This is a genomic window from Bacillus sp. EKM501B (assembly GCF_011800505.1).
Classification (GTDB): domain Bacteria; phylum Bacillota; class Bacilli; order Bacillales; family Bacillaceae_G; genus Bacillus_A; species Bacillus_A cereus.
Genome location: NZ_JAALFZ010000004.1, coordinates 43,591 through 57,659, shown reverse-complemented (window position 1 = coordinate 57,659; position 14,069 = coordinate 43,591). Strand labels below are relative to the sequence as shown.

Below are 14,069 nucleotides of genomic sequence, written 5' to 3'. Positions count from 1 at the left end.
ACATTAAGGACAATCTGGCTTCAATATTGTTCGCATAAACTCTTCTTTAAAAGCTGCATAGTTAAAACCAACAGCAATTCTTTGAATCGGCCGATTATCAAACCTTGTTGGCTCAGCTATTTTTCTAAAGTCTGCTACACTTTGGCCTCTAGTCACATCATTTGTCGTACTAATCCACACTGCCGATTTTTTATATTCGAAAATACTGTCATCTATAAACGAGATAAACGGTAGTAAATCGTGTATAGGACTTCCACCAATACCCGGATATTCTTTTTTATAGAAGTTCTCATAATAAAAATCAATCATTGGTTTAATGAGTTTCGCCTGTCCAGTTCCTTGTTTATCTATTATATTGGCCATTTCAGGCGTAATAAGCGCGCCCTGTGTTACATTTAACGGGTATATGCTAGCGTTTTTCGCATATTTCATAACAATATTTGCTGCAATTGGATCACCATAAAAATTCGCTTCAGATACTGGTGTAACATTACCTGGAAATAGGAAAGCGCCGCCCATTATATAATACGAACAAATACGATCCATTATATTTGGATACAATAAAAATAACGTAGCAAGCGTCGTTAGTCTCCCTGTCGCCACAATTATAATATCTTCTGGACAAGGTTCGATTAATTTGATTAATTCACAAAAATTTTCTCGTTTACAAATTCTCATCTTAGGTGGAATAATAGGACCTAAACCGTGATCCCCGTGGATTTCAGGGAAAAACAAAGGCTCTTCAGCTGTCATCGGTCTACTCGCACCTTCAATAATTTTCACTTGTGTAGCATAGTACCTTTCTAAAAAATAAACATTTTCCGTAACGATATCTCGTGATACATTCCCGTACTCAGCAACAATACCTAGAATATCTAATTTACATGTTTTATTTGCATAAATTAACGCTACGGCGTCATCAATACCAAAGTCTCCAAAAAAGATAATTTTCTTATTAACTATTCTCACCCCTCTTCAGCATAATCTACTATTATTATTATGTGAAAAAGACAAGGCGGTGAAACAGCGCAAACTAAAAAAGCCGCCTATTTATTGGCGACTTCAATCTTTTTATAAGACAAATATGCAAGTACATTTTTACTTGAATCGTATTTCGGGTTATTTCCTTTTCTCGGCTCTCTCATATGTGTCTTTTCAAATCCAGGAATGTCTGGCATTTTCCCCATAAATTCAAGCATTTCTTCCTCAGTACCTTCAATGCGTACACGAATCATTATAACTATTCCTCAATTCTCAGTTTCTCTGTACTAAGTATATCGTACTTCAGAAAGACTGCAACACATTTATCTTTTTAACGTTATACTTTTTTTACATATAAACATAGCCATTTCAGTATAGAACGATTCTACTTTATTATTTTTAAATTGAATATTAAAATATTCCTTCATTTCGTTTGGTGCTTTCATCATACATTCTGTTAATTTTTCACGCTTTTGTAAAGGGACATCCATCATATTACACCACCAGTCAAAATCAAACTTCTTATCAAAAGTAAGACATGACTGCATTTGCAAACCATTTTTTTCTAATAAAGTAAGCCATTCTGTCTTTTTTAGAGCTCGTTCATGACTTGGGTCACGCTTTTTTTCTATAAAATTATAAAATGTATCATATTCATTATTTTCTGGCGAAACATTATCTATTAAGATGAATAATCCATTATCCTCCAACGTACGATTTACTTCATAAATAAATTGAGCCGGACTCGTAAAATGATGGGCTGCAATCCGGCATGTAATTGTATCAAAAAAATGGTCTGCAAATGGTAAATTCTCTGCATTTCCTGCTACAAAAGATACATTTTCATGATCATTCTGCTTTATAAAAACTTTTGCTTTTTCTAACATCTGTTCTGTTAAATCAAGTGCAACTACTTCTTCAAACATAGGTGCTAACATATTTGCCACATGCCCGCCACCAGTAGCAACATCAAGAAGACGATTATTATGACGAGACTCAACTTGTTGAACTACATATTGTAAATCCAGTCCTTTAGCATGTATTTTACTATTTACATATTTATCTGCATTGCTGCCAAACTGTTTTTTCACAAGCTCTTCTTTACTCATATTATCATCTTCTTTCTATTGTTATTTACATATACGACTCATATAATTATTACAATTCTCTTAATGTATTTTCAAATCCTCTTTTCATCTCACTTCTTATCATATTTACCTTTCATTAAAATAATATAATTTTGCATTTTATTATTAAACAAAAAAAGGCTATGGGAACTTCCCCCCTAACCTGAATAAATATTTACTACATTTTTATTTCTTCGTATATGTCTATATAATATAAACCCTCTTTCAACTTCATAATAACATCTACTTCGTTATAAGTAGCCTCACGAGCATGTAAACCAAATTGATCCATACCAATCCATATCCACCCAGGTGTAAGATATAAAACATCTATATTAAAATAATCTAACTTAGTAAGCTCCGATGTAATAAATTTATCTTTATTAGCGATTTGTTTATCTATTAAACCGTATTCTTTCCCATTTTCAAATAGCGATATAAACTTCCCTACAATCGGATGTTCACGAACAATAAAATGATATTCTTTTTCTTCTATATTTACCACAATCAAACGAGAAACAGATAAATCAGGCCCTGAATTCGACATATTTGTTTATTCACCTCCTTATATAGGCTTCTTAAATATGATAACAAATGAATATTCAAATTAAGTTAATATAATGTAAAAAATATAAAAGCTGATTTCCCTTTAGAAATCAGCCTTTATAATTTGATCAACTTTATTCTTTTACAAATTATTATAATGTTTCTTTTTCCTCATCATTTCCAGAAACTAAATTTCCTATAGCATCTGCTGTTACTTCCACTACAAATTCACAAATACCAGCTACAACTTCTCCAAGTATTTCATCCATCTTTTTACCCCCTTATTTTATGTAACCTATTTGCATTATAGAAGAAATTGGTAAATACAAACTATCGAAAAAGGTGACATAAACCTTACAGAATTGTAAGCTCTTTTATCCCTTTACTTATCCCCTTTGAAACTCCAAGTATTTTTAGCAGACATATAGGCCATCATAATATGAAGCAAGTAATAATCTAGTGTCAGGAGGCGTTTAATATGTATTACGTAAAATTAATTAAAGGTCAATCTTTCTACGCTTTTGATCATCGTTTCTTAGTGTCTGAAGAAGAAGAGGTTTCAGAGAAAATTTATAATTACTTGCGACGTAATGAATTTTTTGAAGTACGTAAAGAAGAATATTCTGCTTAATTACAAAAAGCATTAAGAAAAATATCATCTTATTGTGATATATTCTTAATGCTTTTATGTGAATTTCTTCTTTTCAATAATTATTGTTGACTCTATTAAATAATCCAGTATTTGTCCAAGCTAATTCTTCACTATTTTCATATTCTAGTATATGAGGAGGTGAAGAATATGACTCATATCATTGATTACCAAGCTACTCAGCCTATAAGTAAAACTGGTGAAACAACTTTTGCAATCCCAGCTTCTCCAAATAAAGCAATTTTAGCAAATTTGAAATTGAGAATTTCAAGTAGAGATTCACGTAATAATCGAGTAGAATTAATCGCTACAATTGGTGTAGAAGGTATAACTGAGACTTCACAAGTTTTATTCCGAATTTTCCGTGATAACATTGAAATTTTTAATGCACAAGTAGGTATTGAATCTACAGATTCTGAACAATTCTACGTACAAACATTTCAAGCTATAGATCAAAACGTTAGCAGTGGAACACACGAATATTCATTAACTGTTGAAAACCTTACTAGTGGTGCAAGTGCAGAAGTTGTTGGCCCACTATCTTTTAGCGCTTTAGCTATTGGACAAGAGCGTAAATGTTGCTAAGTGAATCTAATATTTAATTTTGTACTTGAGAAAAGCGAGGCGTAGTTATACGTTCTTGCTTTTTTATATGTATCCTTACTTTCTATTAGCTTTAATCATAAATTTTTTACGTTTTGATTCACTTATTTCATCAATTAACACATCAAATTTTTGACAAATCAAAAAGATTGAAATCCAATTATGAAACACGTAATATAGACTCTGACTCTAAAAAAGTTCGTATGAAAATAATGCATAAATAAGGAGGTTTTATATACGAGTTTTTCATTTTAAAAGACGGAGAGGTTTTATGTTATGTGGCGTAATAAAAACGTTTGGATTGTTCTAATTGGGGAGTTTATTGCAGGTCTAGGATTATGGCTTGGTATTCTTGGCAACCTTGAATTTATGCAAAAATATGTCCCTTCTGATTTCATGAAATCAGTTATATTATTTATCGGACTATTAGCCGGTGTTCTAGTTGGACCTATGGCTGGCCGTGTCATCGATCAGTATGAAAAGAAAAAAGTTCTTCTTTACGCTGGGTTTGGTCGAGTTTTAAGTGTTATTTTCATGTTTTTTGCTATTCAATTTGAAAGTATCGCATTTATGATTGCATTTATGGTTGCTCTTCAAATTTCAGCAGCATTTTATTTCCCTGCATTACAATCTGTAATTCCACTCATCGTACGTGAGCATGAGTTATTACAAATGAACGGTGTACATATGAATGTTGGTACAATTGCTCGTATTGCAGGCACTTCACTAGGTGGAATTCTTTTAGTTGTGATGAGTTTACAGTACATGTATGCCTTCTCAATGGCAGCATACGCCTTATTATTCCTCTCGACTTTCTTCCTACAATTCGAAGACAAAAAATCAACAACACCAAGTAAACAAGCTGCAAAAGATAATAGCTTTATGGAAGTATTTCGTATTTTAAAAGGAATTCCTATTGCTTTTACAGCACTTATATTAAGTATCATCCCTCTATTATTTATAGCTGGGTTTAATTTAATGGTTATTAACATTAGCGAAATGCAACATGATCCTACGATTAAAGGGTTCATATATACAATTGAAGGTGTCGCATTTATGTTAGGTGCCTTCGTAATTAAACGTCTATCTGATCATTTCAAACCTGAAAAATTACTATATTTCTTCGCAGTTTGTACTGCTTTTGCACATCTGTCATTGTTCTTTAGCGATATAAAATGGATGGCTCTTACATCATTTGGTTTGTTTGGGTTTAGTGTTGGCTGCTTCTTCCCTATTATGTCGACGATTTTCCAAACGAAAGTGGAAAAAAGTTATCACGGTCGCCTCTTCTCATTCCGTAATATGTTTGAGAGGGTTATGTTCCAAATCGTCTTACTTGGCACAGGCTTCTTCTTAGATACAATTGGGTTACAATATATGGTTCTCATCTTTGGAGTCGTTTCATTATTGATTATTTCTATTTCCCTTTCTAAGCAGAAACATTATGAAAAACAGCATTCGCAATCTGCAAATTTATAAAATAAACAAAGAAGTATGGGTCTAATATTGAATCCATACTTCTTTGTTTTATAATACGCCTATTTATTACGTTTATTGAAATTACCTAAAGGAGTATCCCCCTTTTATTTCGAATAGATTATAAAAAGTACTCTTTATAAAAGGAGTGGTAAAATGTCTGATGGCATCGAAGTATTTATTGTCCTGCTCTTTGCAATTGCTCTGTTTAGCATCCTAAACTTTTTAGCCATTTCCTTATCTGGACATAGTTTAAAAAAAAGAATCGTGGCAGGTTTCATATTTTTACTACTGACTCCCATTATCTTTTTGACTATCGCAACATTTGCTTCTATATTCGATAAAGCAGGATTTGGCGCAGGTACGTTAGCCTTTATGATCGCAAGCGTATATATATTAAATGGAATAGTAATTCTGCTTTCCTCTTTATTTATCCTCAAAAAAGACATAACATAGGCTATAGTACTAGCATGAATCTGACTTTACACTAGATTCATGCTTATTTAATTTCTCCTAAATTTTTATATGAAATTAAATAATTCTTTAAAAAAATTTAAACTTTATTTATTATAATATCCCTATCGTATTCGCACGTTTATTCAAATTTAAAAGAAAGGAGCACAAAATGAAAAAGGTTCTACTTACAATTCCTATACTAATCATCCTACTTAGTGGATGCAGCAATAACGATATATACGGTTCTTGGGAAGTCGTTGACAATAAAAAAGGTGAATGCCCTGTATATTATAAATTTGAAACAGTTGTCAAAAAAGAAAATAAAGAGGAAATTGTGCAAAATTTAGTAGAAATGCAAACAACAAAGAATAAAGACGATTTATATAAAGGCTCATTTGTCAAAAATTCTAATGTATATCACATTGATTATGGTAATTCATTTACATCGGACCAAACTTTAAAAGTTGCCGACGGTACATTAAATGTATACTTTTTGACAGCCGAAAAATTATGCACATATAAAAAGAAATGATTACATTTCAGAGGAGACGCAGAAAATATTTTCTGCGTTATTTCACTTTAGAAATCGTCCGCAAAAATAGCCCTTGTTTTCGTATTCTTTTTTATTCAAAACATGAGAAATATACTTAATAAAAGCTAGAAAATACCTTAAGTTATATAAAATGAATCATATAATACACATTTCAATTAATATATCTACGCTATTTACATCGTTACTTTTCAAAATAGGCTAATCCTCCCTCTAAATTTGTCAATCGTTTTAATTTTCATAAAAAAATGATAAAATGTAAACATGTGTTTTCAGAATAATTAAAAACGCAGAATGAAAGCACTGTTTTTAGGAGGGGTTTTGATGACTTACACGTTAGCAACTAGAATGAAAGCATTCCAATCTTCTATATTTAGTGAATTAGGAGCCTATAAAAAAGAAAAAATTGCAGCAGGTCATAACATGATTGATTTGAGCATCGGAAATCCTGATATGCCGCCCGCTGATTTTGTAAGAGAAACAATGGTACATACAGCGAGTGAAAAAGAGAGCTATGGGTATACATTATCAGGTATTCAAGAATTTCACGAAGCTGTAACTGAATATTACAACAACACTCATAACGTTTTATTAAATGCGGATAAAGAAGTTTTATTATTAATGGGTTCACAAGACGGGCTCGTTCATTTACCTATGGTTTATGCAAATCCAGGTGATATTATATTAGTTCCTGATCCAGGATATACAGCTTATGAAACAGGTATTCAAATGGCTGGTGCAACATCTTACTACATGCCTTTAAAGAAAGAGAATGATTTCTTACCAGACTTAGAAGTCATCCCTGAAGAAATTGCCGATCAAGCGAAGATGATGATTTTAAACTTCCCAGGGAATCCCGTTCCAGCAATGGCTCATGAAGATTTCTTTAAAGAAGTAATCGCATTCGCGAAAAAGCATAATATTATCGTTGTCCATGATTTTGCTTATGCTGAATTTTATTTCGATGGTAATAAGCCAATTAGCTTTCTCTCTGTACCTGGTGCTAAAGAAGTTGGTGTAGAAATCAATTCTTTGTCAAAAAGTTATAGTTTAGCAGGTAGCCGTATTGGATATATGATTGGAAACGAAGAAATTGTTCGTGCACTTACTCAATTTAAATCTAATACCGATTACGGTGTATTTTTACCAATTCAAAAAGCGGCATCTGTAGCACTAAGAAATGGCGCTGCATTTTGTGAGAAAAACCGCGATATTTATCAAGAACGGAGAGATACTTTAGTCGATGGATTCCGAACATTTGGCTGGAATGTCGATAAGCCAGCTGGTAGTATGTTTGTTTGGGCTGAAATTCCACAAGGATGGACTTCTCTAGACTTCGCTTATGCATTAATGGATCGTGCGAATGTCGTTGTTACACCTGGTCATGCATTTGGACCTCATGGAGAAGGCTTCGTACGTATTGCACTCGTTCAAGATAAAGAAGTGTTGCAACAAGTTGTTGAAAATATTAGAAATAGCGGCATTTTCGTCCTTGAAAAAGTAGATGAATTAGTTAAAAATTAGTTCCCACTCCCCTGCTTAACTTTAGCAGGGGTATTATTAATTGGAGGTACTTTCATATGCATATTAAAGACACGCTTCCCCATCGTTATCCATTTTTAATGATTGATAAAGTAACAAATGTAAAACAAGGTGAATCCGTTACAGGATATAAACTCATTACAAATAACGAATGGTTTATAAATGATAGTCAAAAACATATGCCTCATATGTTAATTGTAGAATCACTTGCCCAGCTTAGTGCATTTGTACATACAAGTGATTCTGAAGGACTAGGATTTCTCTCCTCTTTAGATGGAGTTGAATTCCACGGAAAAGCATATCCCGGTGATAAACTTGATTTACATTATGAGCTAACGCGCAATCGCCGAGGTTTTATTCTTGGTAAAGGTATTGCAACTGTAAACGACCAGCCTATTGTAACTATAGAAAAACTATTAATATATCAAGCAGATTAAAGTGTTCCTTATATCAGTTGGAAATATCTATTCTCAACCAATTAAGTAAATAGGAAAACATATTACGTAGTTAGGAGCAGGAAAATGGAACGTACTATCGGTATCGATGCTGGAGGCACATTAACGAAAATAGCTTATTTTAACGAAAAAAAGCTATTAACTTTTGAAAAATTTTATTCACATGAACAACATAAAATAATAGATTGGATTAAAAACAACAATGGCATAAAACAAATATGTATTACGGGTGGTAAATCGAAACTATTACAGCATCTGCTTACAGGTTCATATAAAATAATAGAGCTAAACGAATTTGAATCTACTCTTGCAGGTGTCCAATACATATTAAAAGAAGAAAAACACACTATAAACAATTTTATTTTAACCAATATCGGTACAGGTACTTCTATCCATTATGTTTATAATGAACAATATATTCGCGCTGGTGGAACCGGAGTTGGCGGTGGGACTATTATGGGACTTTCAAAATTGTTAACAAATACAAATCATTTTGAAGATGTAATCCCTCTAACAAAAGTAGGATCTAGAAAAGAACTAGATATTACGGTTGGAGATATTTATAGTGGTATTCTTTCCCCTATCGATAATAACTTAACTGCTAGCAATTTTGGTAAAGCCGCTATTTCAGAATCGAAATATAATAGCTCAGACATACTTGCTACTATACAAGGACTTGTCGGTGAAGTCGTTACTGCATTAAGCCTTCAATTCGCTGAAACAAAAAACATTAAACATATTATTTATATTGGTTCGACTTTATGTAATAACGTACAACTTCAACATATTATAAGTAGCTACACCGAATATCAAAATAAAACACCAATCTTTTTACAAGATGGTGGTAATAGCGGTGCAATTGGTGCATTACTTCATGCTACGAAATAAAAAGCTGACTTTTGTCAGCTTTTTAAAAATGGCACTTCAAATTCAATAATTGATTCCCCGTTCTCTCCAATTCGCTCCACGCTTATTCTATCAATCACACAATTTAACTTCCCATGAAAACTAGGAATCTCCTTCACTACTTCAGCAGCTAATTTGGCACTTTCTTTTCTTCCGACTGTTACATGCGGGATGTACGGAATGTCTTCTTTCAAAAATTGTAATAAAGGTCCTGTATTCTATGATAAGAAATTTTGTATACTAACTCCATCTTCTCCCCTCCATTATTTCAACTGGCTCACTGGATATTTAGCAAATAAAGATTTCCGAAAATCTTTATCTTCCACAAGCATTTTAATTTTTTCTTCATTGCCGTTAAAGAACTTTATAACTTTATTTTTATCCCATATATCTTTTTCTTTTGGAAAATCATCGAATATTCTATGCAAAATTGATAACATTTCTTCCCTCGTTATCTTAAAGTTTTTATTCTCTACCTGAAACTCATAAATTTTTGCATTTGGCACTAAAATCACTAAATATATAGCATTAAAGAAAAAATTCTTCTTCATCGTATCCTTCTCATCAAACCAATACGTCTCAATCATTTCTTCTGTAAGAGCCCCACTTTCTTTTGCGCCATAGTTCACTTTTATATTTTCATTTTCTAAACTTATACTTTGAACTGTTCCACCACCGGGTAAATGATTAACAATTGCAACCACATCTGAACTATTACCAACGTATGTCCCAGTATATTTCTTAAAATCATCTGACCTAATATCATATATATCTTTTATTCTTTCTCCATTAGAACAAGCCGCAATGAATAAAAAAATTGTTAGCATAACGATCATGTTATGATGCATATATTTCATTTAGCATCCCCCATTTTTATCGATATTTCGTTAATTACAATATTTACTTTCAAATCCCTTTTAAATATACGCATTTTAATCAAAATTAAAAATTTTCATTTTTTACGTTTACAATTATCCATTAATTGTATATACTTACTAACGTAAGAAAAAAATTCTAAAAGGAGGTCGAAGGAAATGATGAAATTACAATTACATGCATTAACTTTAGCGTTAACTGCACCTGTGTTTTCTGGACAATTAAATATGAATTCGACCACCCTAATGGAGAATTGAAAATCGTACTTTATTTCATTTAATTCATAAATTCGCCACAGGAGGCCGTATACTTTCCTGTGGCTTTTTCACGCCCAGCCATAGGAGAACTGTATCTTCCTGTGGTTTTTTTGCGCGATTTTTTAGTCTCTTACATTATTTTTCTAAGAAAGGAGCAACATTCAATGACTATTAGCGTATTGTTTTTAAGTATTACGATTCAAAGAAATATAATTTCCAAAGATGAAATTCTTCATAATGAGCAAATTGAAAAAGCTATGAATGATGTTAAGGAGCGCCAAGCACTTTACTGTGATCACCTGTAATTCCTTTTCGAAAGGAGGAATTCATTTATGACTTTTCATATTTTCTTTTTTACGACTGTACTTCAAAAAAATAATTTATCTGAAAATGAAATCAATCGTAAACAACAGTTAAAACAACTGACTGATAAAATAACTGACATTAAAAGTTCATACTACACTCAAATGTATTAAAAATATATTTTAAAGGGGTAATATATTCATGAAATTTAAAACATTCTTTTTAACAATCACTATTCAAAAACGTAAGCTCTCACAGAAAGAGATTTTACGTGAACAACACATTCAAAATATTATGGACGAAGTAAAAGAGCTTCAATCTTCTTATTACACTCGTCTTTTCTAAATCACTTATAAAGGGGTAATTATTTTATGAAATTTAAAGTATTCTTTTTAACCATTACCATTCAAAAAAATAAATTTTCCGAGTCTGAAATGCTTCATGAGCGACAAATTAATCAGGCTATGGATTCTGTAAAAGAAAGACAAAGTCATTACTGTAGTCACCTGTAATTTCTTATTACACTCGTTTTTTCTAAATCACTTATAAAGGGGCAATTATTTTATGAAATTTAAAGTATTCTTTTTAACCATTACCATTCAAAAAAATAAATTTTCTGAGTCTGAAATGCTTCATGAACGACAAATTAATCAGGCTATGGATTCTGTAAAAGAAAGACAAAGTCATTACTGTAGTCATCTGTAATTCCAATTCGAAAGGAGGAATTCACATATGAAGTTTCACCTATTCTTTTTAACGATTACGATTCAAAAAGAAACAATATCTCAAAATGAATTAAAACAAGAAAGACAATATAAACAAGTTATTGATGAAATTCGAGATCGTAGAAGCAAATACTACACTCACCTTTAATCGTTTAACTATATAGAATTGAAAGGAGTCGATTATGATGATGATAGCACGCTGTAAGGAAATGATTTGGATAGTTCAGAGGGATTCCACATAGTTTTATAGAGCTTATATCACACAAGTTCATCGCTGAATTTGATGTATAAAAAATATATAATAAAATCAAATCAACCCGCTTTTAATTATTTTTTTATAAACAAAAGATACACCACTTAAAAAGAGGTGTATCTTTCTCAGGTTTTACTATTTCCGATTACTTCTCTTCGTTTTAAACAATCTCACTAAATTTGAAACAACTGTTTTTGTTACTGCATAAACTGGTACTGCTAAAATCATTCCGATGATTCCAGCAAAGTTACCTACCCCTAAAATTAGGATAATAATTGTTAATGGGTGGATGTTTAATTTCGAGCTCATAATACGTGGTGAAATAATATTACTTTCAAACTGTTGTACAATTGTTACGATAATAATTACGTATAAGGCTTGCATCGGAGATACGAACAGTCCTACAATAACAGCTGGTGCTGCTCCGATAAATGGACCTAAGTTAGGAATGATGTTTGTAAATGCTGCAATAATTCCTAAAACGAAAGCGTACGGTAAATCGATAATTAAATAACCGATAAAAGTAAACGCACCTACAAATATACAAACGAGCGCTTGCCCTTGAATATATGCAGATAATGTTTCGTTCGTTTCCTTAATGATACGAAGCCCCTCTTCACGGTAAGACTCTGGTAATAAACTTACCGCTTTTCCTGGAAAGGCATGTCCATCTTTAAACATGTAAAATAAAATGAACGGTACAGTAAATACAACTAATGCAACGTTCGTGATAATACCAAATAAAGCCGTTGCACTCGACGTAATTGTATTTGGTATATCTTTTAAGTATTCAATCGCATTTTTTTCAATTGTTTCAATGGAAACGTAGTTTTGTGTAGATAACCATTCAAACAACCTATGATGTGATAATTCTTGTATGTATACTTTTCCCTCTTTTATGTAGCCTGGCATATTTTTTACTAAGTCCATTAGCTGTTGTGAAATCGTAGGAACAACTACTCCAACGCCAACCGCAGTTAATGTTATGATAAAAAGATATAACAGCAATATCGCTAAATTTCTAGGTACTTTTTTATTCTCCAAAAAGATTAATACAGGATTAAATATGAAGTATAAAAAAAGCGCGATTAAGATTGGGAAAAATAATGTTGATATGAAGATACCAATCGGTTGAAATAAAAATGATATTTTTGTGCAAATAAATATGATTCCTACAACCATTAGCACTTCTAATGTCCAAAAGTGCACTTTTGATTTCAAAAAAATGGCCTCCTTTAAACTAGCACTTCTCTTCATTGTACCAAAATAAGTATGAATTTCACATAATATTTTCCTTTACAATATTCCAAAATACCAATAAATACACTACAATGAGATTATATACAAATTTGCAGGTAAAGGTGATAAAAATGACACAATGCATCATTTGCAGAAAAGATACGAAAGAACTTAGTGAACAATATGTCATTCCAGAAATATTATGTGGATATTATTTCACAAACTCAATTTGTGATACTTGTCATGAACAAATGACAACAAATATTGATCGTCCTTTAATTAGGCATAAATTGAGTCAATTTAAGATTGAACAAATGAAAAGACAAATTGATTCCCCACTCTATACGAATGAGCACGGTGAGGAACTTGCGGCTGCTGAGACTGATGTTGTCGAAGTAAGCGACGAAATTCTTTATTCTAATGCATTAATTATGAAACTATGTAAAAAGCACGATATTTCCTTACATAATGAAATTTGGAAAGAGGAACGTGTAACGAAAGTAGCCAGTTCTATTCAACGTGAATTGCTATTGGATAACCGTAAATATAAAATGAGTATATTAAAAATGGCTTATACATTCGCTGTACAAACAGTTGATGGCTACTTTGAAGATCAAGATGCGATTGATATCTCTACCATTCTCTCAAATGCAGATTTCGTGGAACTAAAAGAAAAAAGCATTGTACGTGATTTAAGCAAAAGTTCTTTATGGAATACGCTAAATACAAGTAGTGAAAATCATTACTTTATTTTACTTAGCGATAAAGACGGTCTGTTTTGCTTCATTCGTTTGTTTGACATTTTTGATGTTGTCGTTCATTTATCAGAAAAAAGATTTGACCTTCCATCACCCATTGTCGGTGTAAATAATGTGAATACACAGAAATTTTATGTCCAAAGTTTAAAACAGTATATGGATGGGCTGTTTAAAGAAAAAGCACCTACTATATAACAGAGACCAGAACATACGGTCTCCTTTCTTGATGAAAAGACACTGTGTTATAATGAGTATGAAAAGAACAATACAATCACATAAACCAATTATAAATTGTATATAAATAAAAAAGACTAGTGTGCGGCTACACACTAGTCCACGTAACTTAGCAGATTGGATTGTTCATTTA

General features: G+C 31.9%; 21 protein-coding genes and 1 pseudogene. 15 read left to right on the top strand and 7 right to left on the bottom strand.

Annotated elements, in window-relative coordinates:
• Positions 1-3 precede the first annotated feature (3 nt).
• The 4 genes from HFD78_RS11195 to HFD78_RS11180 all read right to left on the bottom strand — a co-directional run bounded on the left by HFD78_RS11195 (position 4) and on the right by HFD78_RS11180 (position 2,655).
• Positions 4-969 (bottom strand): nucleoside hydrolase, encoded by a 966-nt coding sequence (locus HFD78_RS11195; protein ID WP_097813706.1) that lies wholly within the window; start codon positions 967-969, stop codon positions 4-6.
• A 77-nt stretch (positions 970-1,046) separates the two neighbouring features.
• Positions 1,047-1,235 (bottom strand): DUF3970 family protein, encoded by a 189-nt coding sequence (locus HFD78_RS11190; RefSeq protein ID WP_000621885.1) that lies wholly within the window; start codon positions 1,233-1,235, stop codon positions 1,047-1,049.
• A 69-nt stretch (positions 1,236-1,304) separates the two neighbouring features.
• Positions 1,305-2,090, bottom strand: coding sequence for a class I SAM-dependent methyltransferase (locus HFD78_RS11185; protein WP_065703871.1), 786 nt, complete (start codon positions 2,088-2,090; stop codon positions 1,305-1,307).
• A gap of 196 nt (positions 2,091-2,286) precedes the next feature.
• Complete coding sequence (locus tag HFD78_RS11180; RefSeq protein WP_097813707.1) at positions 2,287-2,655, bottom strand: hypothetical protein; 369 nt, start codon at positions 2,653-2,655, stop codon at positions 2,287-2,289.
• Between the two features lie 477 nt (positions 2,656-3,132).
• On the opposite strand from HFD78_RS11180, the gene HFD78_RS11175 reads away from it, so the two are divergent.
• From HFD78_RS11175 to coaW, 8 genes are all read left to right on the top strand, one after another.
• The gene (locus HFD78_RS11175) at positions 3,133-3,285 is read left to right on the top strand and encodes a YqbF domain-containing protein (protein WP_000291905.1); all 153 of its coding nucleotides are present in this window, start codon (positions 3,133-3,135) and stop codon (positions 3,283-3,285) included.
• Between the two features lie 168 nt (positions 3,286-3,453).
• Entirely contained in the window at positions 3,454-3,888 is a 435-nt protein-coding gene (exsC, locus tag HFD78_RS11170) for an exosporium protein ExsC (protein ID WP_000148797.1), read from the top strand.
• A gap of 294 nt (positions 3,889-4,182) precedes the next feature.
• Positions 4,183-5,385, top strand: coding sequence for an MFS transporter (locus HFD78_RS11165; RefSeq protein WP_000269261.1), 1,203 nt, complete (start codon positions 4,183-4,185; stop codon positions 5,383-5,385).
• Positions 5,386-5,538: 153 nt separating this feature from the next.
• Positions 5,539-5,838, top strand: coding sequence for a hypothetical protein (locus HFD78_RS11160; RefSeq protein WP_065484089.1), 300 nt, complete (start codon positions 5,539-5,541; stop codon positions 5,836-5,838).
• A 169-nt stretch (positions 5,839-6,007) separates the two neighbouring features.
• Positions 6,008-6,370, top strand: a complete 363-nt coding sequence (locus tag HFD78_RS11155; protein ID WP_000757017.1) for a hypothetical protein — start codon at positions 6,008-6,010, stop codon at positions 6,368-6,370.
• Between the two features lie 342 nt (positions 6,371-6,712).
• Positions 6,713-7,912: an LL-diaminopimelate aminotransferase gene (locus HFD78_RS11150; protein ID WP_000222700.1), complete on the top strand. Its 1,200-nt coding sequence runs from the start codon at positions 6,713-6,715 to the stop codon at positions 7,910-7,912.
• A gap of 56 nt (positions 7,913-7,968) precedes the next feature.
• Positions 7,969-8,367 (top strand): 3-hydroxyacyl-ACP dehydratase FabZ family protein, encoded by a 399-nt coding sequence (locus HFD78_RS11145; protein WP_000547659.1) that lies wholly within the window; start codon positions 7,969-7,971, stop codon positions 8,365-8,367.
• Positions 8,368-8,451: 84 nt separating this feature from the next.
• Positions 8,452-9,273, top strand: a complete 822-nt coding sequence (gene coaW, locus HFD78_RS11140) for a type II pantothenate kinase (RefSeq protein ID WP_000442495.1) — start codon at positions 8,452-8,454, stop codon at positions 9,271-9,273.
• A 14-nt stretch (positions 9,274-9,287) separates the two neighbouring features.
• On the opposite strand, the pseudogene HFD78_RS11135 reads toward coaW, so the two are convergent.
• Positions 9,288-9,506 (bottom strand): annotated as a pseudogene (locus HFD78_RS11135) (2'-5' RNA ligase family protein); the annotation flags it as partial.
• 48 nt (positions 9,507-9,554) lie between these two features.
• Entirely contained in the window at positions 9,555-10,148 is a 594-nt protein-coding gene (locus tag HFD78_RS11130; RefSeq protein ID WP_065703863.1) for a DUF4825 domain-containing protein, read from the bottom strand.
• A 440-nt stretch (positions 10,149-10,588) separates the two neighbouring features.
• Here HFD78_RS11130 and HFD78_RS11125 point away from each other — a divergent pair, with 440 nt between their 5' ends.
• Genes HFD78_RS11125 through HFD78_RS11100 form a run of 6 tightly spaced genes read left to right on the top strand, consistent with a single transcriptional unit; the run spans position 10,589 to position 11,600 of the window.
• Positions 10,589-10,729: a YrzI family small protein gene (locus HFD78_RS11125; RefSeq protein ID WP_000156176.1), complete on the top strand. Its 141-nt coding sequence runs from the start codon at positions 10,589-10,591 to the stop codon at positions 10,727-10,729.
• Between the two features lie 27 nt (positions 10,730-10,756).
• Positions 10,757-10,900, top strand: coding sequence for a YrzI family small protein (locus HFD78_RS11120; protein WP_000142715.1), 144 nt, complete (start codon positions 10,757-10,759; stop codon positions 10,898-10,900).
• A 28-nt stretch (positions 10,901-10,928) separates the two neighbouring features.
• Complete coding sequence (locus HFD78_RS11115; protein WP_065703860.1) at positions 10,929-11,072, top strand: YrzI family small protein; 144 nt, start codon at positions 10,929-10,931, stop codon at positions 11,070-11,072.
• Between the two features lie 26 nt (positions 11,073-11,098).
• On the top strand, positions 11,099-11,239 hold the full coding sequence (locus HFD78_RS11110; protein ID WP_000669805.1) for a YrzI family small protein: 141 nt from the start codon (positions 11,099-11,101) through the stop codon (positions 11,237-11,239).
• A gap of 52 nt (positions 11,240-11,291) precedes the next feature.
• Positions 11,292-11,432, top strand: a complete 141-nt coding sequence (locus HFD78_RS11105; protein ID WP_000669805.1) for a YrzI family small protein — start codon at positions 11,292-11,294, stop codon at positions 11,430-11,432.
• 27 nt (positions 11,433-11,459) lie between these two features.
• A complete protein-coding gene (locus HFD78_RS11100) occupies positions 11,460-11,600 on the top strand; it encodes a YrzI family small protein (RefSeq protein WP_000668497.1) in 141 nt (46 codons plus the stop codon).
• A gap of 240 nt (positions 11,601-11,840) precedes the next feature.
• Here HFD78_RS11100 and HFD78_RS11095 read toward each other — a convergent pair whose 3' ends face one another.
• Positions 11,841-12,926, bottom strand: coding sequence for an AI-2E family transporter (locus HFD78_RS11095; protein WP_000837892.1), 1,086 nt, complete (start codon positions 12,924-12,926; stop codon positions 11,841-11,843).
• A gap of 149 nt (positions 12,927-13,075) precedes the next feature.
• On the opposite strand from HFD78_RS11095, the gene HFD78_RS11090 reads away from it, so the two are divergent.
• Positions 13,076-13,897 (top strand): HNH endonuclease, encoded by an 822-nt coding sequence (locus HFD78_RS11090; RefSeq protein ID WP_000189710.1) that lies wholly within the window; start codon positions 13,076-13,078, stop codon positions 13,895-13,897.
• Positions 13,898-14,069: the final 172 nt, after the last annotated feature.

Coding starts and splice junctions, on each gene's coding strand:
- HFD78_RS11190 (WP_000621885.1), bottom strand. CDS start 1,235: ATGATTCGTGTACGCATTGAAGGTACTGAGGAAGAAATGCTTGAATTT.
- HFD78_RS11185 (WP_065703871.1), bottom strand. CDS start 2,090: ATGAGTAAAGAAGAGCTTGTGAAAAAACAGTTTGGCAGCAATGCAGAT.
- HFD78_RS11180 (WP_097813707.1), bottom strand. CDS start 2,655: ATGTCGAATTCAGGGCCTGATTTATCTGTTTCTCGTTTGATTGTGGTA.
- HFD78_RS11175 (WP_000291905.1), top strand. CDS start 3,133: ATGTATTACGTAAAATTAATTAAAGGTCAATCTTTCTACGCTTTTGAT.
- exsC (WP_000148797.1), top strand. CDS start 3,454: ATGACTCATATCATTGATTACCAAGCTACTCAGCCTATAAGTAAAACT.
- HFD78_RS11165 (WP_000269261.1), top strand. CDS start 4,183: ATGTGGCGTAATAAAAACGTTTGGATTGTTCTAATTGGGGAGTTTATT.
- HFD78_RS11160 (WP_065484089.1), top strand. CDS start 5,539: ATGTCTGATGGCATCGAAGTATTTATTGTCCTGCTCTTTGCAATTGCT.
- HFD78_RS11155 (WP_000757017.1), top strand. CDS start 6,008: ATGAAAAAGGTTCTACTTACAATTCCTATACTAATCATCCTACTTAGT.
- HFD78_RS11150 (WP_000222700.1), top strand. CDS start 6,713: ATGACTTACACGTTAGCAACTAGAATGAAAGCATTCCAATCTTCTATA.
- HFD78_RS11145 (WP_000547659.1), top strand. CDS start 7,969: ATGCATATTAAAGACACGCTTCCCCATCGTTATCCATTTTTAATGATT.
- coaW (WP_000442495.1), top strand. CDS start 8,452: ATGGAACGTACTATCGGTATCGATGCTGGAGGCACATTAACGAAAATA.
- HFD78_RS11130 (WP_065703863.1), bottom strand. CDS start 10,148: ATGAAATATATGCATCATAACATGATCGTTATGCTAACAATTTTTTTA.
- HFD78_RS11125 (WP_000156176.1), top strand. CDS start 10,589: ATGACTATTAGCGTATTGTTTTTAAGTATTACGATTCAAAGAAATATA.
- HFD78_RS11120 (WP_000142715.1), top strand. CDS start 10,757: ATGACTTTTCATATTTTCTTTTTTACGACTGTACTTCAAAAAAATAAT.
- HFD78_RS11115 (WP_065703860.1), top strand. CDS start 10,929: ATGAAATTTAAAACATTCTTTTTAACAATCACTATTCAAAAACGTAAG.
- HFD78_RS11110 (WP_000669805.1), top strand. CDS start 11,099: ATGAAATTTAAAGTATTCTTTTTAACCATTACCATTCAAAAAAATAAA.
- HFD78_RS11105 (WP_000669805.1), top strand. CDS start 11,292: ATGAAATTTAAAGTATTCTTTTTAACCATTACCATTCAAAAAAATAAA.
- HFD78_RS11100 (WP_000668497.1), top strand. CDS start 11,460: ATGAAGTTTCACCTATTCTTTTTAACGATTACGATTCAAAAAGAAACA.
- HFD78_RS11090 (WP_000189710.1), top strand. CDS start 13,076: ATGACACAATGCATCATTTGCAGAAAAGATACGAAAGAACTTAGTGAA.